Origin of the sequence: Pseudomonas sp. 203-8 (assembly GCF_020708595.1) — a bacterium.
GTDB classification, from domain to species: domain Bacteria; phylum Pseudomonadota; class Gammaproteobacteria; order Pseudomonadales; family Pseudomonadaceae; genus Pseudomonas; species Pseudomonas aeruginosa.
Map to the genome: position 1 here is coordinate 239343 of NZ_JAJFDF010000003.1, position 24699 is coordinate 264041.

Consider the following 24699-nt stretch of genomic DNA (forward strand, 5'->3'; position numbering starts at 1 on the left):
CCAGTCCGCCACGCTGCCAGCCCCACCAGGCGAGTCCCAGCAGCGCCCCGGCGGCGAGCAGCCAGGCCAGTTTCACGCCGCGCCTCCGGCCACCTGCAGGCGCGCCACCGGACGCTCGCGCACCGGCCAGTTGAGCAGCGCCGCGAGCAGGCTTAGCAGGATCGACAACTGCCAGACCAGGTCGTAGCTGCCGGTGCGGTCGTAGACCACCCCGCCCAGCCAGCCGCCGAGGAAGGCGCCCAACTGGTGGAAGAGGAACACGATGCCGCCGAGCATCGACAGGTTGCGCACGCCGAACAGGGTCGCCACGGTGCCGTTGGTCAGGGGCACCGTGGACAGCCACAGCAGCCCCATGGCCACGCCGAAGGCGTAGGCGCTGTAGACGCTCAGCGGCAGCCAGAGGAACAGCACGATCACTACCCCGCGCACCAGGTACAGCGCGGTCAGCAGGCGCGGCTTCGACCAGCGCCCGCCGAGCCAGCCGGCGATGTAGGTGCCGAACACGTTGAACAGCCCGACCAGCGCCAGCACCGTGGTGCCGACCTGCGCCGGCAGGTGCTGGTCGACCAGGTAGGCCGGCAGGTGTACGCCGATGAACACCACCTGGAAGCCGCAGACGAAGAAGCCCAGCGCCAGCAGCCAGAACCCGGAATGCGCGCAGGCCTCGCGCAGCGCTTCGCCGAGGCTCTGTTCGTGGCCCTGCAGCGGCAACGGGCGATCCTTCATCAGCCCGGCCAGCGGCACGATCAGCGCCACCAGCAGGCCCAGGGCGAGCAGGGCCGAGGACCAGCCCAGCCAGCCGATCAGGCCGAGGGTACCGGGCAGCATGGCGAACTGGCCGAAGGAGCCGGCCGCGCTGGAGATACCCATCGCCATGCTGCGCTGCTCCGCCGGCACTGCGCGGCCGACGGCGCCGAGGATCACCGAGAACGAGGTGCCGGAAAGGCCCAGGCCGATCAGCAGGCCGGCGCTCAGCGACAGCCCGGTGGCCGACTGCGAGAGTCCCATCAGGACCAGACCGAGGGCGTACAGCAGGCCCCCCACCAGCACCGCCCGCGCCGCGCCGTAGCGGTCGGCGAGCGCCCCGGTGAACGGCTGGGCCAGGCCCCAGACCAGGTTCTGCAAGGCGATGGCGAAGGCGAAGACTTCGCGGCCCCAGCCGAAGTCGGCGCTCATCGGCGCGAGGAACAGGCCGAAGCCATGTCGCACGCCGAGGGACAGGGCGAGGATCAGGGCTCCGGACAGCAGGATCCAGAAGGCGGCACGCGGCATGGGTCGCTCCATCTACGGGTATATACCCGCTTTATCGTGAACGAAGCGCCTCGGCGAGAGGCTTCGTCGGTTGTCAGTCCAGTCGCTCCAGTTCCGCCAGCAACGCCGCCAAGGCGCCGCTGCGCTCCTCGCCAAGGCGCCCGGCGAGACGCCGCTGCGCATCTTCCCAGGCCGGCGTTCCGCGCTCCAGGGCATCCAGCCCGGCAGGCGTCAGCTCGACCAGGCGGTTGCGCTGGTCCTCGCCACCGGTCAGGCGCAGCAGGCCGTCGCCTTCCAGCACCCGCAGGTTGCGACCGAGGGTGCTGCGGTCGAGTCCCATGGCTTCGGCGAGTTCGGAAATGCTCGGCCGGTCCAGGCGCCGCAGGTGCCGCAGCAGGGAAAACTGCGCCACCTTGAGGCCGGTATCGGCCAGCGCCTCGTCGTAGAAGCGGGAAACGCTGCGGGCGGCGCGACGCAGTTTGGTACAGAGGCATTGGGTCGGTAGCATGGATGCGTGTATATACCCGTACTTCTCGACGGTCAAGCGGATTGTCCGAACTGCCAACGCCGTCTGTTGCCCCTGCCAAGGCCGGACGCCGGGCGCTGGCCTATAACTCGCGCTGTCAGCGGCGACCGGGAGCACCCGGCGCCCTCCATCCATCGCCGAGGTAGCCATGCCCGTTTACAAAGCCCCGCTGCGCGACACGCGCTTCCTGCTCAACGAAGTCTTCGATTTCCCCGAGCATTACCGCAACCTGGTCAACGGAGCCGAAGCCACGCCGGACATGGTCGATGCGATCCTCGGCGAATGCGCGAAGCTCTGCGAGGAAGTGATCGCCCCGCTCTACCACAGCGGCGACGAGGAAGGCTGCCACCTGGAGAACGGCGAAGTACGGACGCCGAAGGGCTACAAGGAAGCCTACGAGGCCTATGTCGCCGGCGGCTGGCAGGGCCTCTCGCACCCGGTGGAGTACGGTGGCCAGGGCCTGCCGATGAGCCTCGGCGCGCTCAAGCAGGAGATGATGGGCACCGCCAACTGGCCGTTCTCCATGTATCCCGGCCTCTCCCTCGGCGCGATGAACACCCTGATGCAGCACGGCACCGAGGAACAGAAGCAGACCTACCTGGTTCCGCTCACCGAGGGCCGCTGGGGCGGCACCATGTGCCTCACCGAGCCGCAGTGCGGCACCGATCTCGGCCAGGTGAAGACCCGCGCCGAGGCCAACCCCGACGGTAGCTACGCCATCAGCGGGACGAAGATATTCATCTCTTCCGGCGAACACGACCTGACCGAGAACATCGTCCACATCGTCCTCGCCCGCCTGCCGGACGCACCGAAGGGCACCCGCGGCATTTCCCTGTTCATCGTGCCCAAGTTCCTTCCCGGCGAAGGCGGCGCGCTCGGCCCGCGCAACGGCGTGAGTTGCGGCGCGCTGGAGAAGAAGATGGGGATCAAGGCCTCGGCCACCTGCGTGATGAACTTCGACGGCGCCACCGGCTTCCTCATCGGACCGCCGAACAAGGGCCTGGAATGCATGTTCACCTTCATGAACAGCGCCCGCATCGGCACCGCCATCCAGGGGGTGGCCACCGCCGAGCTGGCCTACCAGGGCGCCCTCGCCTACGCCCGCGAACGCCGCTCCATGCGCGCGCTCTCCGGGACCAAGGAACCCGACCAGGTCGCCGACAGCCTGATGCACCACGGTGACGTGCGGCGCATGCTGCTGACCCAGAAAGCCATCGCCGAAGGCGGCCGGGCGCTGGTCTACCTGGCCACCCAGTACGCCGACCGGATGATCCAGGGCATCCTCAGCAACGACGACGCCGAATACGAACGCTGGGACGACAAGCTCGGCTTCCTCACGCCGATCCTCAAGGGCTGCCTGACCGAACTCGGCCTGGAAAGCGCCAACCTCGGCATGCAGGTGTTCGGCGGCCACGGCTATATCCGCGAACACGGCATGGAGCAGATCGTCCGCGACGCGCGGATCGCCACCCTCTACGAAGGCACCACCGGCATCCAGGCCCTCGACCTGCTCGGCCGCAAGGTCCTGCTGATGACCCAGGGCAAGGCCGTGCGCGACTTCACCAGGGGCGTGGCCCGGTTCGCCGTCGACCTGCTGAAGAACGAGCCGCGCATGCGCGGCCGCGCCCTGGTGCTGCTCAAGCTCTGCGCCCAATGGAACCTGCTGACCCTGCGCATTGCCCTCACCGCGCGCAAGCAACGCGATCTGGTGAGCACCGCCAGCCACGACTACCTGATGTTCTCCGGCTACGCCACGCTGGCCTATTCCTGGGCCCTCCAGGAAGCCGCTGCGCGCCGGCGACTGCGCCAGGGCGGCAGCGAGTCGGCGGACTTCTACAAGGCCAAGATCGCCACCAGCGAGTTCTACTTCGCCCGCCTGCTTCCGCGCGCCAAGGGCCACGCGGCGGCAATGGCGAAGCCGACGGGTTCGATCATGGACCTGAAGAGCGAGCACTTCGCCTTCGACTGAGGCGACCACCCGCAGCGCGCGCCAGCGGAGCCTCAGTCTCCGCTGGCGCCAGCCGGGGTCAGCAACAACGCACGAACGTCGTCGAGCATCGAGTCCCATTCCTCCTGGCCAATGTCCATCAGGCGGAAGTAGCGCAACATGAAAGCGCCCTCCACCGCCAGGAACGCCAGGCGCGCACGGCGTCCCTCAGGTGCGGACAGGTCCAGGCCTTCCAACCGGCTGCGATACCACTGGTTGCTGCCCTCCAGGTGCTCGGGCGTCTGGATCAGCGCCGCCATCAGCGCCGCCGCTTTGCTGCTGGACAGCTCGTCCGAACGCTGGGTCGCCTCGGCATGTGCGCGAACCCGCGTCAGTGGCGTCGGCTGCTTCCCTGCCACCGCTTCGAACAGGCTGTCGTAGGCCTTGCCCCAGCGCTCGAAGATCGCGTCGATCAGCGCATCCTTGGTACCGAAGCAGTACTGCACGCCGCCCTTGGTAATGCCCATTTCCTTCGCCACCGCATCGATGGTCAGGCCGGCCGCGCCTTCGCGGCCGATCACCGCCTCGGCGGCATCGAGCAACTGGTCACGGTCGATCGTTCGTCGGCGTCCCATGGCTACCTCTTGAATTTAAATCCATACGTATGTATTTATATTTTCACGCGCCCGCCCGTGGCGCGCAATTCCCGTTATCCACGGCGAGCGATGAACCGTTCGCCACAGAGGTTATCCTATGTTCCGGCAGAACCGCTGGCTGGTCCTGGCCATCGTCTCCAGCGCCCTGTTCCTCATCATCATCGACATGACCGTGCTCTACACGGCCCTGCCGCGCCTGACCCACGACCTCGGCGCGACGGCCGCGGAGAAACTCTGGATCGTCAACGCCTATCCGCTGGTGGTCGCCGGCCTGCTGCCCGGCGCCGGCTTGCTCAGCGACCGCCTTGGCCACAAGCGGCTGTTCCTCGCCGGCCTGCCGCTGTTCGGCCTGGCCTCGCTGTGCGCCGCCTTCGCCCCCAGCGCCGCGGCGCTGATCGTCGCCCGCGCCGGGTTGGCGGTGGGCGCGGCACTGATGATGCCGGCGACCCTGTCGATCGTCCGCCATGTCTTCCAGGACGAACGCGAACGCGCCCTGGCCATCGGCATCTGGGCCTCCGTCGCCTCTGCCGGCGCGGCGCTGGGGCCGGTGGTCGGCGGCGTGCTGCTGGAGTTCTTCTGGTGGGGCTCGGTGTTCCTCATCAACGTCCCGGTGGTGGTCGTCGCTTTGTTGCTGGCGCTGCCGGCCATCCCGGCCTGCGGCGGCCAATCGCGGCGCCCATGGGACGCCCTCGGCTCGCTGCAGGTGATGTTCGGCCTGGTCGGGGTGGTGTATGCGATCAAGGAACTCAGCACACGCGCCCCGGACTTCGGGCTGGCCGTCCTCGCCGCGCTCGGCGGCATGCTCTGCCTGTACCTGTTCGTCCGCCGCCAGCGCCGCGCCCGCGAACCGATGATCGACTTCGCGCTGTTCCGCAACCGGCGCTTCGCCCGCGGCGTCGCGGTGGCCCTGGTGGCGACCATGGCGCTGGTCGGCATGGAACTGGTGTTCAGCCAGCACCTGCAACTGGTGCAGGGCCTGACGCCGCTGAAGGCCGGCCTGTTCGTCCTGCCGATCCCGCTGGCCTCGCTGGTGGTCGGGCCGCTGGCCGGCTGGCTGGTGCCGCGCTGGGGCGAGAACCGGGTGATGTGCGCCTCCCTGCTGCTCGGCAGCGCCGGATTGCTCGGCCTGGCCCTGTCCTACCAGTCCGCCACCGGAGCGCAACTGGCCAGCCTGGTGCTGCTCGGCGTCGGCTTCGGCGGCGCGATGACCGCCGCCTCCACCGCGGTGATGCTCAACGTGGACGAACAGAGTTCCGGAATGGCGGCCGCCATCGAAGACGTGTCCTACGAATTGGGCGGGGTGATCGGCGTGACCCTGCTCGGCAGCCTGATGAGTTTCGTCTACGGGATGTCGCTGAGGCTGCCCTCGGCCGAGCTGCCGGCGCGGGTCCGCGACAGCCTCGACGACGCCCTGTTGGTCGCCGAGGGCCTGACGCCGGAGGTCGCGTCGCGGCTCGTCGAGCTTGCCCGGCAGGCTTTCGACCAGGCCTTCGTCGCCGTGCTACTGGCCGCCGCCGCGCTGCTCTTCCTCAGCGCCATGGCGGTCCTGCGCCAGCCGCGTCCGGCTACAGAGCCAGCGCCACCAGCACCGCACACTCGGTAAGTTCGACCAGCGCGCCGGCGGTGTCCCCGGTGGTGCCGCCGAGGCGCGCGAGGAAACGGCTGCGCAGCCAGGCGAAGAGCATCAGCGTCACCAGCAACGCCAGCAGGCCGGCCAGGCCGAACGCCAGGGCCAGGCCGAAACTCACCCCCAGCACCCACGGCAGACTGCGCGCCGGCAGGTGCTCGGCGATGGCCTGGCCGAGGCCGCCGGGGCGCGCGTATGGCGTGGTCAGGAACAGCAGCGGCAGGCTGCTGCGCGCCAGCCACGGGGCCAGCGGCAACAACCCGGCCTCGCCCTGGCCGAGCAGCGCCGCCAGGGCGGAGAACTTCAACAACAGGACCAGTACCAGGACCACCACCGCCACCGGGCCGCTGCGCGGGTCCTTCATGATCGCCAGGGTCCGCTCGCGGTCGCCCAGCCCGCCGACCCAGGCGTCCGCCATGTCGGCCAGGCCGTCCAGGTGCAGCGCGCCGCTCAGCGCCACCCACAGGCTCAGCAGCAAGGCTGCCTGCAACAGCGGCGGCGTACCGTCGAGCGACCGCGCCGCGGCGTACAGCACGACGCCGATCAGCACCCCGACCAGTGGATAGCAGAGCACCGCGCGGCCGAACTGTTCCGGCGTCGGCATCGCCGACAGGCGCACCGGCAGGCGGGTGAGGAACTGCAAGGCGACCAGCAGTGAGCGCAAGGCTTCGCGCATGACTATTCCCCTTCCCGGCATTCGTGCCAGCGATCGTCGCCCTCTCCGGCGCGCAGGCCGAACAGTGCGCCATGACCGACGTCCACCTGCAGCAAGTGCTCGCGCGGCAGGCCACGGGCGCGAGCGAGCAACAGACGGATGACGCCGCCATGGGTCACCAGCAGCACACGACGGCCGGCATGACGCTGGCGCAGGCGTCGCTGGGCGGCCAGCACCCGCGCCTCGAACTCGGACAGCGGCTCGCCGCCCGGCGGGGTAAAGGCGTAGGGATCGGCCCAGAAGCGGCCGAGCGCCTCGCTGTGGCCGTCCATCAGGGCGGCCGCCGAGCGCCCCTCCCAAGCGCCGAAATGCAGTTCGCGCAGATCGTTTTCCAGTTCCAGCTCGATCCCCTGGCGCTGCGCCAGTTCCTCGGCGAAGGCGCGGCAACGTTGCAATGGCGAGCTGACCAGCAGGTCCCAGCGTCCGCCTTCCACCGCCGTGCGCATCTGCGCCCAGCCACGCGCGGTCAAGGCGTCGTCGAGGCTGCCGCGGAAACCGCCGCCGGACTCGGTTTCGCCATGCCGCAGGAGGTCCAGGCGCAGGCTCATGCCGGGCGGTCCGAGACCGCCGCTTCGGCGAAGGTCGCCATCCCCGCGTGCAGCGCGCAGGCCTGGCGCAGCAGCGGCACCGCCAGCGCCGCGCCGCTGCCCTCGCCCAGGCGCAGGCCGAGGTCGAGCAGCGGTTGCGCCGCCAGGGCTTCGAGCACATGGCGATGGCCCGGCTCGGCACCGCTGTGGGCGAACAGCAGCCAGTCGCGGCAGGCCGGGTTCAGGCGCACCGCGCAGAGCGCCGCGACGCTGCAGATGTAGCCGTCGACCAGGGCGACCATGCCTTTCTGCGCGCAGGCCAGGTAGGCGCCGGCCAGCGCGGCGATCTCCAGGCCACCGAGACGGCGGAGGGTTTCGAAGGGGTCGGCGCGATGGGCGCCGTGCAGGGCCAGGGCACGCTCGATCACCGCGGCCTTGTGCGCCACGCCGCTGGCGTCCAGCCCGGTTCCCGGCCCGACCAGCGCGCTCGCCGGCGCATCCAGCAGCGCGCAGGCCATGGCCGCCGCCGCGGTGGTATTGCCGATGCCCATCTCGCCGCCGATGAACAGCTGGCTGCCGGCCTGCTCGGCGCGGCGCACGCTTTCGCGCCCGGCCTCGAGCGCCAGCAGGCACGGTTCGGCGCCCATCGCCGGGGCCTCGACGAAGTTCGCGGTGCCCGCCGCCAGGCGCAGGTGACGCACGCCGGGCAAGGCTTCCAGGGGGAACGCGGTGCCCAGGTCGACCACCTCCAGGCCGGCGCCGAGTTCGCGCGCCAGCACGCTGATCGCCGCGCCGCCGCGGACGAAGTTGCGCAGCATCTCGCCGGTGACCGCCTGCGGATAGGCCGAGATGCCCTCGGCGACTACCCCGTGGTCGCCGGCGAAGACCGTCACCCAGATCCTCTCCAGGCTCGGTCGTTCGCGCCCCTGCAACGCCGCCAGGTCGATCGCCACTTGCTCCAGGCGGCCCAGCGAGCCGCGTGGCTTGGTCAACCGGTCCTGGCGTTCGGCCGCGCGCCGGCGCATCTGCGGGTCCGCCTCGCGGCAGGTGTCGCGCCACCATTGCAGACTCATAGCGGTTCTCCTTTCAACGGCATGGGCAGGCCGGCGACGGTGAAGGTCACCCGTTCGCAGCGTTCGGCGATGGCCTGGTGCAGCCAGCCGGCCTCGTCGACGTAGCGCCGGCTGAGTTCGCCCAGCGGCACCACGCCGAGCCCGGTTTCGTTGCTGACCAAGATGATCCGTCCCGGCAGCTCGCCGAGACATTCCAGCAGCGCCTCGCGCTCGCCGTCGAGACGCTGGGGATCGTCGCAGAGCAGCAGGTTGGTCAGCCACAGGGTCAGGCAGTCGACCAGCAGGCAGCGTCCGGCCTCGGCCTCGCTGCGCAGCGTCGCCGCCAGCGCCAGAGGCTCCTCCAGGGTTCGCCAGTGGGCCGGGCGGCGCGCGCGGTGCTCGGCGATGCGCCGGCCCATTTCGCCGTCGCCGGCCTGGGCGGTGGCGATGTAGCTCACCGCCAGCCCGCTCTCGGCGGCCAGGCGCTCGGCCAGGCGGCTCTTGCCGGAACGGGCGCCGCCAAGGATCAGGTCACGCATGGGGTTCTCCGCAGAGGGCGAGCAATCGCCCGGTATCCAGGTGGCGCTCGACCAGGTCGGCGAGCCGCTCGATGTCGCGTTCGCGCAAGGCCTGGTAGTCCACCGCCTGGACCTCGCGCAGGCCGGCCCAGCGCAGCAGCGCCGAACAGGCCGCGGTGGATTCGAACAGGCCGTGCAGGTAGGTGCCCATGACGTTCCCGTCGACGCTGCGGGCACCATCCGCGCGGCCATCGTCGAGCACCACCGCCGGCCGCGCCAGGGCCTCGCCACGGGTGATCCCGGCATGGATCTCGTAGCCCGACAGCGGCGCATCCTCCAGGCTCAGGCGGCCCTGTACGTTGCGCAATTGCTTGTCCGCCTCAAGGGTCGTTTCCAACGCCAGCAGGCCGAGGCCAGCGCTGCTGCCGGCCGCGCCTTCCAGGCCGAGCGGATCGTGCAGGCGCTCGCCGAGCATCTGCAGGCCGCCGCAGATCCCCAGCAGGCGACCGCCGTAGCGCAGGTGACGGAGGATCGCCTCGTCCCAGCCACGCTCGCGCAGCGCCGCGAGGTCGGCGCGCACGCTCTTCGAGCCGGGCAGGACGATCAGGTCCGCCGACGGCAGCGCCTGGCCGGGGCCGACGAAGCTCAACTCGACCTGGGGGTGCAGGCGCAGCGGATCGAAATCGGTGTGGTTGCTGATCCTCGGCAGCACCGGCACCACCACCTTCAGGCGCGGCCCGACCTTGGCCGCCTGGCGCGTGTCGATGGCGTCCTCCGCCTCCAGGTGCAGGTCGCTGACATAGGGCAGCACGCCGAGCACCGGCTTGCCGGTGCGCGCCTCCAGCCAGTCGAGGCCGGGTTGCAGCAGGGCGATGTCGCCGCGGAAGCGATTGATGACGAAGCCCTTGACCCGCTCCCGCTCCGAGTCGGAGAGCAGTTCCAGGGTGCCGACCAGGTGGGCGAAGACCCCGCCGCGGTCGATATCGGCGACCAGGATCACCGGGCAATCCACCGCTTCGGCGAAGCCCATGTTGGCGATGTCGTTGGCGCGCAGGTTGATCTCCGCCGGCGAGCCGGCGCCCTCCACCATCACCACCCGGTAGGCGGCGGCGAGCCGCCCATGGGAAGCCAGCACCGCTTCCATCGCCACGCGCTTGTAGTCGTGGTAGGCGGCGGCGTCCATGCTGGTCACCGCGCGGCCATGGATGATCACCTGGGCGCCGATGTCGGTGTTCGGCTTGAGCAGCACCGGGTTCATGTCGGTGTGCGGCGCCAGCCGGCAGGCCTGGGCCTGGACCGCCTGGGCGCGGCCGATCTCGCCGCCGTCGGCGGTGACCGCGCTGTTCAGCGCCATGTTCTGCGGCTTGAACGGCACCACCGCGACGCCGCGCCGGGCCAGCCAGCGGCACAGCGCGGTCACCAGGGTGCTCTTGCCGGCGTCCGAGGTGGTGCCCTGGACCATCAGGGTCCGCCCGCGATCACTCATGAGCAGGCTCCTTGAAGCCGAGCAGCGCGGCATCGAGCCGGGCCCAGGCGGCCTCGTCGGCGGGCAGGCCGAGGCGCAGGCTGGCCGGCTGCTCGAATTGGCGGGTGAGGATGCCGCGCCGCGCCAGGTAGTCGTGCAACGCCGCGCAGCGTGGATCGACCAGGCGCTGGAACAGCGCGCTGCCGCCCGCCGGCGGCCAGCCGTGGCGGCGCAGCAGTTCCTCCAGGCGCTGGCTGGCGGCCAGCAGGCGCTCGCGCTGCTGGCGCTGTTGCTGGCGGTCGCGCAAGGCGCTCTGGGCCACATGGCGCACCGGGCCATTGACCGTCCACGGACCGAGCTGCTCGGCCAGCGCCTGCAACAGCGGCCGTTCGCCGAGGGCGAAGCCGAGCCGCGCACCGGCCAGGCCGAAGAACTTGCCGAACGAGCGCAGCACGATCAATCCGGGTCGGTTGCTACAGGCCGCCAGGCTCGACTGCGGGGTGCAGTCCATGAACGCCTCGTCGACCAGCAGCCAGCCGCCGCGACGTTGCAGGCGGGCATGCCAGGCCAGCAGCTCGGCGGGCTCGAAGACCCGCCCGGTGGGGTTGTTCGGGTTGACCACCAGCAGCACGTCGAGGCTGTCGAGATAGGGCTCGACCTCGGCCTCGCCGATCTCCCGCACCAGGTGCCCGGCCTGGCGCCAGGCGTGGGCGTGCTCGGCATAGCACGGCGACAGGACGCCGACCCGCCCGCCCCGCCGCAACCTTGGCAGGGCCTGGATCGCCGCCTGGCTGCCGGCCAGCGGCAATACCCGTTCGGCGCCGTAGTAGAGGCAGGCGGCGGCTTCCAGGCCGTCGTCGCTCTCCGGCAGGCGGGTCCAGGCCTGCTCGGGGATCGCCGGCAGCGGAAACGGCCAGGGCGCGATGCCGGTGGACAGGTCCAGCCAGTCCGCCAGCGGAATGTCGTAGCGGCGCGCCGCCTCGCGCAACCGCCCTCCGTGTTCAAGCATGCAGCCACCCCATGGCCCAGAGTCCGGCCAGCACCAGCAGCCAGAGCAGCACGCCCTGGCGCACCAGCGCCAGGGCCCGATAGATGTCGCGGCCCTGCGGCTGCGGGCCGCTGCCGAGGAGCGGCCGCTGGTGCAGCTCGCCGTGGTAGATCGCCGCGCCGCCCAGGGAAACCCCCAGCGCACCGGCGCCGGCGGCCATCACCGGGCCGGCGTTGGGGCTGTCCCATTGCGGCGCCTGCTCGCGCCAGCAGCGCAGGGCCTGGCGGGTGTCGCCGAGCAGCGCGTAGGTCAGCGCCACCAGCCGCGCCGGCAGGTAGTTGAGGATGTCGTCGATCTTCGCCGCGGCCCAGCCGAAGCGCTCGAAGCGCGCGTTGCGGTAGCCCCACATCGCGTCCAGGGTATTGCTCAGGCGATACAGCACCACCCCCGGCGCGCCGGCCACGGCGAACCAGAACAGGGCGGCGTAGACCGCGTCGCTGCCGTTCTCCAGTACCGACTCGGTGGCCGCGCGGGCGACCCCGGCCTGGTCCAGTTCGCGGGTATCGCGGCTGACCAGGTAGCCGACACGTCGCCGCGCCTCGTCCAGGTCGCCGGCGCGCAAGGCCAGCGCCACCGGTTCGGCGTGCTCGCCGAGGCTGCGCAGGCCGAGCGCGGCGTACAGCGCCAGGGCCTGGACCAGCCAGCCGAGGTAGGGAAGTTCAGCGAGCGCCCAGGCCAGCAGGGTCAGCGGCAGTACCGCGAGGACCCAGGCGGTCACCCCATGGCTGCGCCAGCCGACCCCGGGATCGCCCTCGCCGGCCAGGCGCGAGCGGTTGAAACGGCGCTCCAGGCGGTCGGCCAGGCGGCCGAAGGCGACCAGCGGGTGCCAGCCCTGCGGCTCGCCGAAGCGCGCATCCAGCACCACGCCGAGGATACCCAGCAGTGCGCTCATGCTCGCTCGCCCCAACGGTTCTGGTAGACCAGCTCGGCCAGCGGACGCGGTTCGCTCCAACCCTCCAGCGCCAGCATCGGCGCCGGGTAGAACTCCGCCACCGGGCCCAGGCAGAGCACCGCCACCGCCTCGCTGCCGGGCGGCAGGCCGAGCAACTCGCCCAGCGCGGCCGGATCGAACAGCGATACCCAGCCCATCCCCAGGCCCTCGGCGCGACTGGCCAGCCAGAGGTTCTGGATCGCGCAGGCGAGCGACGCCAGGTCCATCTGCGGCAGGGTCCGGCGACCGAACACATGGCGTTCGCGGTCGTCCATCAGGGCGGCGACCAGCAGTTCGGCGCAATCCAGCACGCCCTCGACCTTGAGCCGCATGAACTCGTCGGAGCGCTCGCCGAGGGCTTCGGCGGTGCGTCCGCGTTCCTCCTCGACCAGCCCGTGGATGGCCCGCCGCAACGCCGGCTCGGTGATACGGATGAAGCGCCAGGGTTGCATCAGGCCAACGCTGGGCGCCTGGTGTGCGGCCTCCAGCAGCCGCGCGAGCAGCTCCGGCGCCACGCTGCCGCCGCTGAAGTGGCGCATATCGCGGCGCTCGGCGATGGCCCGGTAGACGGCGGCGCGCTCCGTGGCGCTGAAGGCGTGGGAAGAATCGGACATGTCAGTCGGCGTCTCGCGCGGGCGCCAGCAACGCAGCGGCGGCCTGCGGGTTGGAAGGCAGGTAGAAATGGATATAGGAAGCCGTCAGCCGGCCAAGACGGAACACCGCCTCCGCCGTGTTCCGGCCGTTCGGGCAGACGCCACGGGCCAGAGGCTCGACGGCGCAGTCGAGGGTCGAGTGATGGAAGGTATGCCCGCGCAGCCGCCCTTCCGGCAGCTCGACCTCCTGCAAGGCCAGGGCGGTCAGGCGCTTCTGCAGGCGCGCCCGGCCCGGCAGCAGGCCGAGCAGTTCGCCGCGCTCGCCGTCGGCGTCTTCCAGGCAGTCGAGCAGGTAGAGCATGCCGCCGCACTCGGCCAGCAGCGGCTTGCCGGCGGCATGGTGGGCTCGGATCGCCTCGGCCATGGCGCGATTGCCCTGCAGGCGCCCCAGGTGCAGTTCGGGGTAGCCGCCCGGCAGGTACAGGCTGTCCACGGCGGGCAACGCCTGGTCCTGCAGCGGCGAGAAGAACGCCAGTTCGGCGCCGAGTTCGCGCAGCAGGTCGAGATTGGCCTGGTAGAGGAAGGCGAACGAGGCATCGCGAGCCACGCCGATGCGCACGCCTTCCAGGCTGCGTTGCAGCGGCGCCGGAGCGGGCACCTCGAAGGTCACCGGCTCCGGCAGGTCGGTCTCGGCGCTGGCCCGCAAGGCATCGGCGGCGGCGTCCAGGCGCACATCGAGATCGGCCAGTTCCTCGGCCTGGACCAGGCCCAGGTGGCGGCTCGGCAGTTCGAACTCGGCCGAGCGCGGCAGGCCGCCGAACCAGCGCATGCCGGGCGGCAGGCAATCGCGCAGGATGTCGCTGTGGCGCTGGCTGCCGACGCGGTTGCCGAGCACTCCGGAAAACGGCAGGTCCGGCTGGAAATGCGCCAGGCCGTAGGCTAGCGCGCCGAAGGTCTGGGCCATCGCCGCGCCGTTGATCACCCCCAGCACCGGCACGCCGAAACGCCGCGCCAGGTCTGCCGCGGAGGGGTTGCCATCGAACAGGCCCATCACCCCTTCGATGAGGATCAGGTCGGCCTCGCCGGCGGCCCGCGCCAGCAGGCGTCGCGCTTCGGCCTCGCCGACCATCCACAGGTCGAGCTGGTAGACCGGCGCGCCGGAGGCGCGGGCGAGGATCATCGGGTCGAGGAAGTCCGGCCCGCACTTGAACACCCGCACCCGCCGCCCCTGGCGCGCATGCAGGCGGGCCAGGGCGGCGGTGACGGTGGTCTTGCCCTGGCCGGAGGCCGGGGCGGCGATCAGCAGGGCCGGACAGCGTGCCTGGGTCATGGGCGAAGCGTCTCCGCGCATGGCGCCGGCATCAGAATTCCACTCCTTTCTGCGCCTTGATCCCGGCCTTGAACGCGTGCTTGACCAGACTCATCTCGGTCACCGTGTCGGCGGCCTCGACCATCCCCGGCTGCGCGCCGCGGCCGGTCACCACCACATGCTGCATGGCCGGGCGCGCCTGGATGTCGGCGAGGACCCTGTCCAGTTCCAGGTAGCCGTGCTTGAGGGCGATGTTCAATTCGTCCAGCACCACCAGGCCCACGTCCGGGTCGGCCAGCAATTGCGCGGCGACCTTCCAGGCTGCCTCGGCCTTGGCGATGTCGCGCTGGCGGTCCTGGGTCTCCCAGGTGAAGCCCTCGCCCATCACGTGGTAGCTGACTTCCTCGGGGAAGCGCCGGAAGAAGGCTTCCTCGCCGGTGCTGGCGGTGCCCTTGATGAACTGCACGACACCGACCTTCATGCCATGGCCCAGGGCCCGCGCGACCATGCCGAAGGCCGAGCTGCTCTTGCCCTTGCCGTTGCCGCTATGCACCAGGAGCACGCCGCGTTCGTCGCGGGCCTGGGCGATCTTCTCGTCGACCACGGCCTTCTTGCGCTCCATCCGCTCGCGGTGGCGCTGGTCCTTCTCGGGGGATTCGTTCATCGTCGATCACTCCTTGCGGCGACGCGGCCGCGCCGTCGCCTCGTTCATTCGAAATACCCGGCCTCACAGGGCCTGGTAGCGCACGCTGAGGTAGACCGCCTGGCCAGGCTGGTTGTAGCCATACGCGGTTTCGTAGTCGGCACCGAACAGGTTGGCGATCCGGCCCTGCAGGCGCCATTCGTCGTTCAGCCGGTACTCGCTGCGCAGGTCGAGGGTGGCGTAGCCGCCCAGGCGCACCTCGTTGGCCGGGTCATCATAGCGTCGGCCTTCGGCGTGCACGCTGGCGCCCAGCGAAAGACGCTCGAAGCGCCGGTCCAGTTCCAGGTTGAACATCCGCTGCGCCCGGCGCGGCAGTTCGTTGCCGTCGTTGACGCCGCCGGAACGGTTTTGCGGGTCGAGGAAGGTCGCGTTGGCGTTCCAGTCCCAGCCCAGCCACTGGCTGCCGAGGACCAGTTCGACGCCACGGATGCGCGCTTCGTCGATGTTGTTCGGCTGCCCCCAGGGGCGCCCCGGCGCCGGACGCGGATCGTTGCCGATCAGGTCGTCGACGTTGGTACGGAAGGCATTTACCGCCCAGTGCCCCCAGCCATGCGTACCGCTCAGCCCGACTTCCAGGCTGCGCGAAGTCTCGGCGTCCAGGTCGGGATTGCCGTAGTCGGGGTAGTAGAGTTCGTTGAAGGTCGGCGCCTTGAACGCCGTGCCGTAGCTGACGGTGAAGCGCAGCGCGTCGCTCAGCGCGTAGCCCCAGGCGGCGCTGCCGGTGTCGTGCACGCCGAACTGCTGGTTGTCGTCGCGGCGCAGGCTCAGTTGCCAATCCTGGCGACCGTACTGGCCGAGGTACTGGGCGAACCAGCCTTTGTTCAGCCGCGAGTCGACGCTGAAGGCTTCGCTGCTGCTGATCTCGTCCTTCTGCCAGTCGTAGCCGAGGGTCAGCACATGGCCTTCGGCCAGAGTCAGGTCGTTCTGCCAGGACAGGCTGTCGCGACGGGTATCGAAGCGCGAGTAGAAACGGCCATCCTGATAGGCATCGGCCTTGTCCTCGCTGCGCCCGGCCTGGAGGGTCACCAGCCAGGGATCGAACGGAGTGAAGCGGGCACGGCCGCCGACCAGGTTCTGCTCGCCGTCGGCGTTGGCATTGAAACCGGAGTTGCCGAAGACCTGGTCATAGTCGTTGTGCGACTTGGCCCTCAGCAGGGTACCGTCGAGTTCCAGGCCATTGTCGAAGCGATAGCCGCCGCGCAGGTTGCCGGACAGGTTGCGGTAGCCGTCTCGGTCTGGCTCATAGCCCGCAGTACCGGCGCGCTTGGTATTGATCCCCGCCGTATCGAAGCTGCTCACCCCGAGGCTGTACCAGCCGTTGCCGGCGCCGCCGCTGACCCCGGCGCTGCCCTCCAGGGTCTGATGGGTGCCGTAACCGGCGGAGAAGAACGGCTTGGCGCCCTGGCCGTCGCCGCGCCGGGTGAAGATCTGGATCACCCCGCCGATGGCCTCCGAGCCGTACAGGCTGGAACGCGGCCCGCGGACCACCTCGATGCGCTCGATCAGCTCCACCGGCAAGTCCTGGAACGCGGTGAGGCCAGCGCTGGCCGAGCCGACCTTGATGCCGTCGATCAGCACCAGCACATGGTCGGACTCGGTGCCGCGCAGGAACAGCGTGGTGTTCTTGCCGAAACCGCCGTTGTTCGCCAGCGACACGCCGGGTACCTGGCGCAACAGCTCCGGCACGCTGCGCGCCTGGCTGCGCTCGATATCCTCGCGGTCGATGACGCTCACCGCCGCCAGGCTCTGGGAAGCGGTCTGGGCGGTACGGGTGGCGGTCACCACCTGGTCGGCAAGGCTGACCGGTTCGGCCAGGCTCAGGGAAGACGCGCCGCACAGCGCCACGGCTGCCGGGGTCAGGAAAACTCTGTTCATGCTCTGCGCTGCTCCGTCGCTCTCACCCGCGCGACCTGGGTTGAGGCAGACGGAGGACGAAGCGACGGCAGGAGACGTCCGACAGCGCCCTCCGCGATGCCGTGGGTGCGTCAGGCCGGTCTCCGGGCTCGCGAGCGAAGCGCTGGACGCTTCCAGCCGCGCCTTCCCATGCCGGAGCACAGTGGTCATCGAGCGGCTGTCTGATTCGCCTACCGTTGCGGGGGCAGCGCTGGCCTGGTTCCGACGGAACGCACCAGCTTCCCTGTTTCACCCCTTGCGGGGCACCTGTCGCAAGGCGCGCAGCTTAGTGGTTCGGGGCTTGCGCGGTCAATGTGGGCGGCCACCGCAGAACTAGCGCCCGGCTCCGGGGAGCGGGTCCGCGCGCAGCGCCGTCCCGGCCGGAGCATGGCTGCGGCACCACTGCCGCCAGGTGGCCTGCAACTGCACCAGCGCGGCGCCGGCCAGCTCGCCGCGTTCGCTGCCGGCCAGCGGGCTGGCGGCCAGGGCCTTGAGCAGGCGCGCGGTCGGCGGGTCGAGGGCGTGTTCACGCTCAGCCCGCGGGCCATCGCCCAGCAGCGCCAGGCGCAGGCGCCGCAGGTAGCGGTCGCGGGCCTGCGCCAGGGACGCCGGGACCTCCTCCAGGCACTGCCGCAGGTAGAGCAGCTCGTCGCCGAAGTCGAGTCCCATCAGGCCGTCCGACCAGGGCTGGCGGCGCCCCTCCGGCAAACGGTCGTAGCGCTGCGCCAGGCGGATCAGGCGATCCGCGGTGCGCCCGCCGAACCAGGCCTCGGCCTGCGCCGGCGAGCGCAGGGTGAGCCGCGCCAGGTCGCCGAGGGTGGCCTGCAGCATGCGCCGGTAATGGCGTTCGCCCGGCCGCAGGCTGACCAGGTTGAACACCAGCACGGCGAAGGCCACCCCGAGCACCGTCGACAGGGCGTTGTTGAGGAAGTGCGCGAGGTCGTAGCTCATGCTGTTGCTCGGCGCGACGTTCTTCACGAAGAAGATGCAGAACGGCGAGGCGATCCCGGCCAGGCTCGCCCGGTTCACGCACAGCGCGGCGAAGAACAGCGGTACGCCCAGGCCCAGGCAGAGCAGCGGGAAGCCGTCCACGCCGGGCAGGTAGAACAGTGCGACGAAGCCGGCCAGCGGGATCGACAGGAGGATCCCGCGAAGGAAGTTCAGGCCGGCCTGGGCCGGGTTGTCGCGGCTGGCGAAGAGACTCAGCACCACCCCGGTGATCGACACCGCGCCCAACCCGCTCGGCCAGGCGCTGGCCAGCCAGAACGCGGCCACGCAGAGGAACGCCAGGGCGCTGCGCAGGCCGAACAGCACGCCGCGCTCGATATCCCGGTGCCAGGCGATGGCGCCCGGCGCCTGGCGGGTGGGCGCGCCATAGACCAGCGCCTCGACGCTGCGCCCGGCCGCCCTCGCCTCGCCGAGCAGGCGTTCGAGGCAGACCAGGCACAGGTGCAACTGTCCATGCGCCGCGTCCAGCGCCAGGCGCAAGCGCTGCCGGCAGGCCTCGAACTCGGCCTGGCGGCCCTCGCGCAACAGTGCCTCGAGTTCTTCCAGCCAGGGCTGCAAGGCGTGCGCGCTGGCCGGATCGAGCAGCCTCCGCTCGCGAGCCACCTTGCGCGCCGCGCGCAGCAGGCCGAGCAGGTCGAGGCCAAGCACGCGCAAGGCCTGGGAACGGGCGCGGCCGAGTGCGCCCTCGAACCAGGCGTGGTCGCGCTGGGCGTCCGCCGCGGCGATCCGCCCCAGCGCCGCGAGCAGCTCGCCGCGTTCGTCGGCACCGCGCAGCTCCGCCGCGGCCGCCTGCAAGCCGGCCTCCCAGGCCGCCTTGCCCTGGTTCGCCAACTGGCGTTCCAGGCGCCGCGGCCAGAGCAGTACATTCACCAGCGCCGCGCAGAGGATGCCCAGGCCGATCTCCGAGCAGCGGGCCACCGCCTGGTCGAACACCGTCGCCGGATCGGCGCTGGCCGGCAGGGCGACGATCGCCGCGGTGTAGCCGGCCAGGACGAAACCGTAGGACGCATGGTTGTGCAGCAGCGACGCGCCGGCGGTGCAGAACGCCAGCCAGAGCGCCATCAGCAGGAGGAAGGGCAGCGACGCCTGACCATAGAGCGCGACCATGCCGATGGACACCAGCGCACCGGCGCAGGTGCCGATCAGGCGGAACATGCCCTTGGCCAGGACCATGCCGCTATAGGGCTGGCTGACCACGAACACCGTCATCAATGCCCATTGCGGCTGCTCCAGCTCCAGGCTGAAGGCCAGGTACAGGGCCAACCCGCCGGCCAGCAGGGCCTTCACCGCGAACTGCAGTTCGTGCAGGCGCGGGCACAGCAGCACCTGCACCAGGTCGGAGGAAAAGAAGGAAGGCTTGGCCATCGCGGACGCCCCGAAATACATGAGCGAGCGAATTATTAGCAAGCTAATTTTCTATTGTCCAGCCTCTCCGCGAACTTTCCGGAAGAGCGTTTCGCCCTGCGAAACATGCGCCGCCGCCCGCACCTCTCCTGCGTGGGAGGCATCACGCCAAGAGCGTCCCGCAGCAGCACGGAGGCCCACTGGAGCCAACCAACACGCCTGCGCAGAAGGCGCCAACCGGCAGCGGCAGCCACCGAACGTTCGTATACAATATCCCGCACGTTCCCAACGCCACGCAGGTTGCCCCGCTTGCCTCTCTCCATGCTCAACGCCCCTAACCTGGGCATCGCCCCTTCGGCCTCCGAGATCATCGCCAAGCACCTGCGCGAAGCGATCATCGCCGGGCATTTCGCCGAGGACGAACCGATCCGCCAGGACGACATCGCGCAACTCTTCAATGTCAGCAAGATTCCCGTCCGCGAGGCCCTCAAGCGCCTGGAAGCGGAAGGCCTGGTGCTGTTCCAGCGCAACAAGGGCGCGGTGGTGACGCGTATTTCCGAACCGGAACTGGCGCAGATGTTCGAAGTGCGGGTGCTGCTCGAGGCGCAGGCGATCCGCCTGGCGGTGCCGAACATGGACGAGACCACCTTCGCCCGCGCCGAGGCGATCTGCGCCGACTTCGTCGGCGAAGACAACGTCGGACGCTGGGCCGAACTCAACTGGCAACTGCACGCCTGCCTCTACGAACCGGCACAGCGGCCGTTCCTGGTCAACCTGATCCGCTCCATCCACGACAAGCTGGAACGTTACCTGCGCATGCAGATGAGCCTGTCCGAAGGCAAGCAGCGCGCCGACCAGGAACACCGCGAGATCGTCGCCGCCTGTCGCGCCGGCGATGCCGAACGGGCCGCGGCACTGATCGAGGCACATATCGTCGGGGTCTGCCGGACCCTCTACGAACACCTGCCGAACCGCCCGGCCAGCACCTGAGCCGGGCCATCCCGGCTATGCCGCTTTCGTCACTCGCCTGAGCGAAAACCCTCAAGCGCCCCGCCCCGCCGAAACGCCACCCTGTGGCGCATACCCCGGCACAGGCGAGGGCCACCATGCAACGCATCCGCATCATCGATTCGCATACCGGCGGCGAGCCCACCCGCCTGGTCATCGGCGGCTTTCCCGATCTCGGCCAGGGCGACATGGCCGAGCGCCGGCGCCTGCTCGGCGAGCGCCACGACGCCTGGCGCGCCGCCTGCATCCTCGAACCGCGCGGCAGCGACGTACTGGTCGGCGCCCTGCTCTGCGCACCGGTCGATCCCGAAGCCTGTGCCGGAGTGATCTTCTTCAACAACAGTGGCTACCTCGGCATGTGCGGCCACGGCACCATCGGCCTGGTCGCCTCGCTGGCACACCTCGGGCGGATCGGTCCCGGCGTGCACCGCATCGAGACGCCGGTCGGCGAGGTCGAGGCGACCCTCCACGAGGACGGTTCGGTCAGCGTGCGCAACGTGCCGGCCTACCGCTACCGTCGCCAGGTCAGCGTCGAAGTGCCCGGCATCGGCCGGGTCAGCGGCGACATCGCCTGGGGCGGCAACTGGTTCTTCCTGGTCGCCGGACACGGCCAGCGCATCGCCGGCGACAACCTCGACGCCCTCACCGCCTACACCGTCGCCGTCCAGCAGGCGCTGGAAGACCAGGGCATCCGCGGCGAGGACGGCGGCGCCATCGATCACATCGAACTGTTCGCCGACGATCCCCACGCCGACAGCCGCAACTTCGTGCTCTGTCCCGGCAAGGCCTACGACCGCTCGCCCTGCGGCACCGGCACCAGCGCCAAGCTGGCCTGCCTGGCCGCCGACGGCAAGCTGCTGCCCGGCCAGCCCTGGCGCCAGGCGAGCGTGATCGGCAGCCAGTTCGAGGGGCGTTACGAATGGCTCGACGGCCAGCCCGGCGGGCGCATCGTGCCGACCATCCGCGGCCGCGCCCACGTCAGCGCGGAAGCCACCCTGCTGCTGGCGGACGACGATCCGTTCGCCTGGGGCATCCGCCGGTGAACGCCGAGGTCATCGTGGTCGGCGCCGGCATCGTCGGCAGCGCCTGCGCCCATGAACTGGCGCGTCGCGGCCTCGACGTACTGGTGCTGGACAGCCGCCGCGGCGGTGCCACCGCGGTGGGCATGGGCCATCTGGTGGCGATGGACGACAACCCGGCCGAACTGGCCCTCAGCGACTACTCGATCCAGGCCTGGCGCGCCTGGGCGGCGGAGTTGCCGGAGGATTGCGCCTATCGCGGCTGTGGCACCCTCTGGCTGGCCGCCGATGCCGCCGAACTCGCCGAAGCCGAGCGCAAGCGCCAGGCCCTGCTGGCCGCCGGCGTCGCCTGCGAGATGCTCGACGCCGCGCGCCTGCGTGACCTGGAACCGGTCTTGCGGCCAGGCCTCGCCGGCGCCCTGAAGGTGCCGGGCGACGGCATCCTCTACGCGCCCAACGCGGCGCGCTGGCTGCTCGAACGAGCCGGCCCGCGCCTGCGTCGATTGCACGCCGAAGTCAGCGAAGTGGACGGCAGCCGCCTGCGCCTGGCCGACGGCCGCTGGCTGAGCGCCGAGGCACTGGTGCTGGCCAACGGCATCCATGCCGGCGAGCTGTGCGCGGAGCTGCCGATCCGCCCGAAGAAAGGCCACCTGCTGATCACCGACCGCTATCCCGGCACCCTCCGCCATCAACTGGTGGAACTCGGCTATGTCAGCAGCGCCCACGCCAGCAGCGGTACCTCGGTAGCCTTCAACGCCCAGCCGCGCCCCACCGGGCAGGTCTTCCTCGGCTCCTCGCGGCAGTTCGACACGCTCGACCCGCAGGTGGAAGGCCCGGTGCTGGCGCGCATGCTGCGGCGTGCCCTGGACTACCTGCCGGGGCTCGCCGGCCTCAATGCGATCCGTGCCTGGACCGGCTTCCGCGCTGCCACTCCGGACGGCCTGCCGCTGCTTGGCGAGCACCCGGCGCAGCCGGGCCTGTGGCTGGCGGTCGGCCACGAGGGCCTGGGCGTGACCACCGCGCCGGGCAGCGCGCGCCTGCTCGCCGCCCAGTTGTTCGGCGAAACGCCGCCGCTGGATCCCACGCCTTATCTGCCGCAACGCTTCCTCTCCAGCTCCGGGAGTGCCCGGCCATGATCGAACTGTTCATCGACCGGCGTCCGCTGCGGGTCGCCGTCGGTACCAGCGTGGCGGCCGCCCTCGCCCTCGGCGGCGACGGCTGCTCCCGCAGCGCGGTCGGCGGCGGGCGGCGCGCGCCGTTCTGCGGCATGGGCGCGTGCCAGGAATGCCGGGTATTGATCGACGGTCGGCGACGCCTGGCCTGCCAGACCGTCTGCCAATCCGGCATGCGCGTGGAGACCCAGGCATGAGCGCCGACTACGACCTGCTGATCGTCGGTGCCGGCCCCGCCGGCCTGGCCGCAGCGCTGGCCGCCGCGCCGAGCGGCGCGCGCATCGCCCTGGTCGACGACAACCCGGCCGCCGGCGGACAGATCTGGCGCGACGGCCCGCGTGCCAACCTGCCGCCGCGTGCCCATCAGATGCGTCAACGCCTGGCCGGGCAGGCCAATGTCGAGCACTTCCCGGCGACCCGGGTGGTCGCCTGCGGTCCCGGCAGGCGCCTGTTGCTGGAAGACCCGCAACGTGGCTGGCAGGTCGGCTACCGACGCCTGGTCCTCTGCACCGGCGCCCGCGAACTGCTGCTGCCTTTTCCCGGCTGGACCCTCCCCGGCGTCACCGGCGCCGGCGGCCTGCAGGCGTTGGCCAAGGGCGGCCTGCCACTGGCCGGCCAGCGCCTGGTGGTGGCTGGCTCCGGCCCGCTGCTGCTGGCCAGCGCCGCCAGCGCCAGCCAGTGCGGGGCGCGCCTGCTGCGCGTCGCCGAACAGGCGCCGGCGAGAACCCTGGCCGCCTTCGCCGTACGCCTCCCGCGCTGGCCCGGCAAACTGTGGCAGGCCGCCGGCCTGTTCGCCCGTAGCTACCGCGCCGACAGCTACGTGCTCGCCGCCCTCGGCGAGGAGCGCCTGGAAGCCGTGCGCCTGCGCGAAGGCGGTCGGGTCCGCGAGATCGCCTGCGAACGCCTGGCCTGCGGCTTCGGCCTGGTGCCCAACGTGCAACTCGGCCAGGCCCTCGGCTATCGCCTCGACGGCCAGGCGCTCGCCGTCGACGAATGGCAGGCCGGCAGCCTGCCCGACCACTACGCCGCCGGCGAATGCACCGGCTTCGGCGGCAGCGAACTGGCCCTGGTGGAAGGCGCCATCGCCGGCCATGCCGCCGTCGACGAGCGCGACGCGGCCCGCCGCCTGTGGCCACGACGGCGACGCTGGCAGGGCTTCGCCGACACCCTGGCGCGACACTTCGCCCTGCGTGCCGAACTGCGCGAACTGGCGGAGGCGGATACCCTGGTCTGCCGTTGCGAAGACGTCCCCTTGGCCGCGCTGGCCGGGCATGCCGGCTGGACCGAGGCCAAGCTGCACAGCCGTTGCGGCATGGGCGCCTGCCAGGGGCGGATATGCGGCGGCGCCGCGCAATTCCTGTTCGGCTGGACGCCTCCGGCGCCGCGTCCGCCGTTCAGCCCGGCGCGCCTGGAGACCCTGGCCTGCTGGCAGGGCGACGCCGGCTAGCGACGCTCGGCGCGATACAGCCAGCCGAGGCCGGCCAGCGACAGCAGCAGGCCACCCAGCAGCATGGGTGTCAGCGGCTCGGCGAACATCCAGTGCGCCCATAGCAGGGTCAGCGCCGGACTCAGGTACAGCGCCGCGCTGCCGCCCTGTGCGGAAAGATGGCGCAGGCCCAGCCAGTACAGGCCGTAGCCGCCGAAGGTGGGCAGCAGCACCAGCCAGGCGAGCCCGAACAGGAATCCGCCGGACAGCGGCGGCCGCAGGCTACCCTCCGCCAGCGCCAGGCCGGCGAACGCCGGCAGCGCGGCGCCGATCTGCACGAACAGCACCACGGCCAGCGATCCCGGCGCATCGTCCCAGCGCTTCTGCAACAGGGTGGCCAGGGCCAGCGCCAGCATGCCCAGCAGCGGCAGGCCGTAGGCCCAGCCCGGCGCCCGCCCCAGCGCCAACGCCGCATGCCCGGCCCAGAGCACCCCGGCGACGCCCAGGGCGATCCCCGGCCACTGCCCCGGCCGCGTTCGCTGCCCCGGCAGGACCAGCGCCAGCAAGGCCACCAGCAGCGGCAACAGGTCGGCCATCAGCGCCGCCACGCCCGGCGAGACGCCGAGTTCGATGGCCTTGGCGATCGGCGCGATGTAGCCCGCGTAGGCCAACGCCCCGATCAGCGCCTGGCGCCGCCACTGGCGCGCCGACAACCGGCGCAGCCCGGCCCAGGCGAAGGGCAGCAGCAGCGCCAGGCAAACGGCGAAGCGCCAGAAGCTGGTGAGGAACACCGGCGCCTGTTCCATGGCATAGCGGTAGCCGACGAAGCCGGAACTCCAGGCCAGTACCATGCCCAGTTGCACGGCCAGCAGGCGGGTCGCCCCGGGCATCGCTCGCGGGGTGCAGGTGGTCGCGCGCATCGCTCGCCTCCGTCGGTCAGGTTCGAGTCGAGGCTAGGCGGCCTCCGCCGCTACTATCAAA

At 70.9% G+C, this 24699-nt stretch carries 23 protein-coding genes and 1 riboswitch; of the genes, 7 read left to right on the forward strand and 16 right to left on the reverse strand.

Features of this window, described 5'->3' with window-relative positions; translation table 11 throughout:
• Window positions 1-72: 72 nt before the first annotated feature.
• Both LJF27_RS07895 and LJF27_RS07900 read right to left on the reverse strand, forming a co-directional pair.
• Complete coding sequence (locus tag LJF27_RS07895; protein WP_014603139.1) at window positions 73-1272, reverse strand: MFS transporter; 1200 nt, start codon at window positions 1270-1272, stop codon at window positions 73-75.
• A gap of 73 nt (window positions 1273-1345) precedes the next feature.
• Window positions 1346-1795 (reverse strand): MarR family winged helix-turn-helix transcriptional regulator, encoded by a 450-nt coding sequence (locus LJF27_RS07900; protein WP_003123092.1) that lies wholly within the window; start codon window positions 1793-1795, stop codon window positions 1346-1348.
• A gap of 130 nt (window positions 1796-1925) precedes the next feature.
• On the opposite strand from LJF27_RS07900, the gene LJF27_RS07905 reads away from it, so the two are divergent.
• Window positions 1926-3746, forward strand: a complete 1821-nt coding sequence (locus tag LJF27_RS07905; RefSeq protein ID WP_003109278.1) for an acyl-CoA dehydrogenase C-terminal domain-containing protein — start codon at window positions 1926-1928, stop codon at window positions 3744-3746.
• Window positions 3747-3778: 32 nt separating this feature from the next.
• Here the strand turns inward: LJF27_RS07905 and LJF27_RS07910 are convergent, their stop codons facing one another.
• Entirely contained in the window at window positions 3779-4339 is a 561-nt protein-coding gene (locus tag LJF27_RS07910) for a TetR/AcrR family transcriptional regulator (protein WP_003124996.1), read from the reverse strand.
• 118 nt (window positions 4340-4457) lie between these two features.
• On the opposite strand from LJF27_RS07910, the gene LJF27_RS07915 reads away from it, so the two are divergent.
• A complete protein-coding gene (locus tag LJF27_RS07915) occupies window positions 4458-5963 on the forward strand; it encodes an MFS transporter (RefSeq protein ID WP_023116672.1) in 1506 nt (501 codons plus the stop codon).
• Here the strand turns inward: LJF27_RS07915 and LJF27_RS07920 are convergent.
• The 12 genes from LJF27_RS07920 to LJF27_RS07975 form a co-directional block, all read right to left on the reverse strand.
• On the reverse strand, window positions 5926-6663 hold the full coding sequence (locus LJF27_RS07920; RefSeq protein ID WP_003086787.1) for an adenosylcobinamide-GDP ribazoletransferase: 738 nt from the start codon (window positions 6661-6663) through the stop codon (window positions 5926-5928). The two genes, LJF27_RS07915 and LJF27_RS07920, sit on opposite strands and share 38 nt — an antisense overlap.
• Before the next feature lie 2 nt (window positions 6664-6665).
• Window positions 6666-7250: an alpha-ribazole phosphatase family protein gene (gene cobC / locus LJF27_RS07925; RefSeq protein WP_003112355.1), complete on the reverse strand. Its 585-nt coding sequence runs from the start codon at window positions 7248-7250 to the stop codon at window positions 6666-6668.
• Window positions 7247-8302, reverse strand: a complete 1056-nt coding sequence (gene cobT, locus LJF27_RS07930) for a nicotinate-nucleotide--dimethylbenzimidazole phosphoribosyltransferase (RefSeq protein ID WP_023116673.1) — start codon at window positions 8300-8302, stop codon at window positions 7247-7249. The genes cobC and cobT overlap by 4 nt, the downstream gene beginning before the upstream one ends.
• A complete protein-coding gene (cobU, locus tag LJF27_RS07935; protein ID WP_003082599.1) occupies window positions 8299-8820 on the reverse strand; it encodes a bifunctional adenosylcobinamide kinase/adenosylcobinamide-phosphate guanylyltransferase in 522 nt (173 codons plus the stop codon). Before cobU ends, cobT begins: the two co-directional genes overlap by 4 nt.
• Window positions 8813-10285: a cobyric acid synthase gene (locus LJF27_RS07940; protein WP_023116674.1), complete on the reverse strand. Its 1473-nt coding sequence runs from the start codon at window positions 10283-10285 to the stop codon at window positions 8813-8815. Before LJF27_RS07940 ends, cobU begins: the two co-directional genes overlap by 8 nt.
• Entirely contained in the window at window positions 10278-11273 is a 996-nt protein-coding gene (gene cobD / locus LJF27_RS07945) for a threonine-phosphate decarboxylase CobD (RefSeq protein ID WP_003133501.1), read from the reverse strand. Before cobD ends, LJF27_RS07940 begins: the two co-directional genes overlap by 8 nt.
• Window positions 11266-12204: an adenosylcobinamide-phosphate synthase CbiB gene (gene cbiB / locus LJF27_RS07950; RefSeq protein ID WP_019371995.1), complete on the reverse strand. Its 939-nt coding sequence runs from the start codon at window positions 12202-12204 to the stop codon at window positions 11266-11268. Before cbiB ends, cobD begins: the two co-directional genes overlap by 8 nt.
• The gene (gene bluB / locus LJF27_RS07955; protein ID WP_003082592.1) at window positions 12201-12857 is read right to left on the reverse strand and encodes a 5,6-dimethylbenzimidazole synthase; all 657 of its coding nucleotides are present in this window, start codon (window positions 12855-12857) and stop codon (window positions 12201-12203) included. Before bluB ends, cbiB begins: the two co-directional genes overlap by 4 nt.
• A 1-nt stretch (window position 12858) precedes the next feature.
• Window positions 12859-14166 carry a cobyrinate a,c-diamide synthase gene (locus tag LJF27_RS07960; protein ID WP_003086772.1) on the reverse strand — a complete coding sequence of 436 codons (1308 nt, stop codon included), beginning with the start codon at window positions 14164-14166 and terminating at the stop codon, window positions 12859-12861.
• A 31-nt stretch (window positions 14167-14197) separates the two neighbouring features.
• Complete coding sequence (gene cobO / locus LJF27_RS07965; RefSeq protein ID WP_023116675.1) at window positions 14198-14809, reverse strand: cob(I)yrinic acid a,c-diamide adenosyltransferase; 612 nt, start codon at window positions 14807-14809, stop codon at window positions 14198-14200.
• A gap of 63 nt (window positions 14810-14872) precedes the next feature.
• Window positions 14873-16723 carry a TonB-dependent vitamin B12 receptor gene (gene btuB, locus LJF27_RS07970; RefSeq protein ID WP_023116676.1) on the reverse strand — a complete coding sequence of 617 codons (1851 nt, stop codon included), beginning with the start codon at window positions 16721-16723 and terminating at the stop codon, window positions 14873-14875.
• Window positions 16724-16818: 95 nt separating this feature from the next.
• Window positions 16819-17027: riboswitch (cobalamin riboswitch) on the reverse strand.
• Window positions 17028-17074: 47 nt separating this feature from the next.
• Window positions 17075-19114, reverse strand: coding sequence for an FUSC family protein (locus LJF27_RS07975; protein ID WP_003123102.1), 2040 nt, complete (start codon window positions 19112-19114; stop codon window positions 17075-17077).
• Between the two features lie 300 nt (window positions 19115-19414).
• Here LJF27_RS07975 and LJF27_RS07980 point away from each other — a divergent pair, with 300 nt between their 5' ends.
• The 5 genes from LJF27_RS07980 to LJF27_RS08000 all read left to right on the forward strand — a co-directional run bounded on the left by LJF27_RS07980 (window position 19415) and on the right by LJF27_RS08000 (window position 23739).
• Window positions 19415-20083 carry a GntR family transcriptional regulator gene (locus LJF27_RS07980; protein WP_003086767.1) on the forward strand — a complete coding sequence of 223 codons (669 nt, stop codon included), beginning with the start codon at window positions 19415-19417 and terminating at the stop codon, window positions 20081-20083.
• A 116-nt stretch (window positions 20084-20199) separates the two neighbouring features.
• Window positions 20200-21144 (forward strand): 4-hydroxyproline epimerase, encoded by a 945-nt coding sequence (locus LJF27_RS07985; RefSeq protein WP_003082577.1) that lies wholly within the window; start codon window positions 20200-20202, stop codon window positions 21142-21144.
• Window positions 21141-22256, forward strand: a complete 1116-nt coding sequence (gene lhpB, locus LJF27_RS07990) for a D-hydroxyproline dehydrogenase subunit beta LhpB (RefSeq protein WP_016851857.1) — start codon at window positions 21141-21143, stop codon at window positions 22254-22256. Before LJF27_RS07985 ends, lhpB begins: the two co-directional genes overlap by 4 nt.
• Entirely contained in the window at window positions 22253-22489 is a 237-nt protein-coding gene (locus LJF27_RS07995; RefSeq protein ID WP_003114956.1) for a (2Fe-2S)-binding protein, read from the forward strand. Before lhpB ends, LJF27_RS07995 begins: the two co-directional genes overlap by 4 nt.
• Window positions 22486-23739, forward strand: coding sequence for an NAD(P)/FAD-dependent oxidoreductase (locus LJF27_RS08000; RefSeq protein ID WP_023116677.1), 1254 nt, complete (start codon window positions 22486-22488; stop codon window positions 23737-23739). The genes LJF27_RS07995 and LJF27_RS08000 overlap by 4 nt, the downstream gene beginning before the upstream one ends.
• On the opposite strand, the gene LJF27_RS08005 is transcribed toward LJF27_RS08000, so the two are convergent.
• Window positions 23736-24638, reverse strand: a complete 903-nt coding sequence (locus LJF27_RS08005; RefSeq protein ID WP_003114958.1) for a DMT family transporter — start codon at window positions 24636-24638, stop codon at window positions 23736-23738. The genes LJF27_RS08000 and LJF27_RS08005 overlap by 4 nt on opposite strands.
• Window positions 24639-24699 lie beyond the last annotated feature (61 nt).

Bases quoted from the DNA above. Each gene is read 5' to 3' on its own strand.
- LJF27_RS07910 (WP_003124996.1), bottom strand. From the start codon at position 4,339: ATGGGACGCCGACGAACGATCGACCGTGACCAGTTGCTCGATGCCGCC.
- cobT (WP_023116673.1), bottom strand. From the start codon at position 8,302: ATGAGTCTGCAATGGTGGCGCGACACCTGCCGCGAGGCGGACCCGCAG.
- cobD (WP_003133501.1), bottom strand. From the start codon at position 11,273: ATGCTTGAACACGGAGGGCGGTTGCGCGAGGCGGCGCGCCGCTACGAC.
- LJF27_RS07985 (WP_003082577.1), top strand. From the start codon at position 20,200: ATGCAACGCATCCGCATCATCGATTCGCATACCGGCGGCGAGCCCACC.
- cbiB (WP_019371995.1), bottom strand. From the start codon at position 12,204: ATGAGCGCACTGCTGGGTATCCTCGGCGTGGTGCTGGATGCGCGCTTC.
- LJF27_RS07995 (WP_003114956.1), top strand. From the start codon at position 22,253: ATGATCGAACTGTTCATCGACCGGCGTCCGCTGCGGGTCGCCGTCGGT.
- bluB (WP_003082592.1), bottom strand. From the start codon at position 12,857: ATGTCCGATTCTTCCCACGCCTTCAGCGCCACGGAGCGCGCCGCCGTC.
- cobC (WP_003112355.1), bottom strand. From the start codon at position 7,250: ATGAGCCTGCGCCTGGACCTCCTGCGGCATGGCGAAACCGAGTCCGGC.
- LJF27_RS07960 (WP_003086772.1), bottom strand. From the start codon at position 14,166: ATGACCCAGGCACGCTGTCCGGCCCTGCTGATCGCCGCCCCGGCCTCC.
- LJF27_RS07905 (WP_003109278.1), top strand. From the start codon at position 1,926: ATGCCCGTTTACAAAGCCCCGCTGCGCGACACGCGCTTCCTGCTCAAC.
- LJF27_RS07915 (WP_023116672.1), top strand. From the start codon at position 4,458: ATGTTCCGGCAGAACCGCTGGCTGGTCCTGGCCATCGTCTCCAGCGCC.
- LJF27_RS08000 (WP_023116677.1), top strand. From the start codon at position 22,486: ATGAGCGCCGACTACGACCTGCTGATCGTCGGTGCCGGCCCCGCCGGC.
- LJF27_RS07895 (WP_014603139.1), bottom strand. From the start codon at position 1,272: ATGCCGCGTGCCGCCTTCTGGATCCTGCTGTCCGGAGCCCTGATCCTC.
- LJF27_RS07980 (WP_003086767.1), top strand. From the start codon at position 19,415: ATGCTCAACGCCCCTAACCTGGGCATCGCCCCTTCGGCCTCCGAGATC.
- LJF27_RS07975 (WP_003123102.1), bottom strand. From the start codon at position 19,114: ATGGCCAAGCCTTCCTTCTTTTCCTCCGACCTGGTGCAGGTGCTGCTG.
- cobO (WP_023116675.1), bottom strand. From the start codon at position 14,809: ATGAACGAATCCCCCGAGAAGGACCAGCGCCACCGCGAGCGGATGGAG.
- cobU (WP_003082599.1), bottom strand. From the start codon at position 8,820: ATGCGTGACCTGATCCTTGGCGGCGCCCGTTCCGGCAAGAGCCGCCTG.
- LJF27_RS08005 (WP_003114958.1), bottom strand. From the start codon at position 24,638: ATGCGCGCGACCACCTGCACCCCGCGAGCGATGCCCGGGGCGACCCGC.
- btuB (WP_023116676.1), bottom strand. From the start codon at position 16,723: ATGAACAGAGTTTTCCTGACCCCGGCAGCCGTGGCGCTGTGCGGCGCG.
- LJF27_RS07920 (WP_003086787.1), bottom strand. From the start codon at position 6,663: ATGCGCGAAGCCTTGCGCTCACTGCTGGTCGCCTTGCAGTTCCTCACC.
- LJF27_RS07940 (WP_023116674.1), bottom strand. From the start codon at position 10,285: ATGAGTGATCGCGGGCGGACCCTGATGGTCCAGGGCACCACCTCGGAC.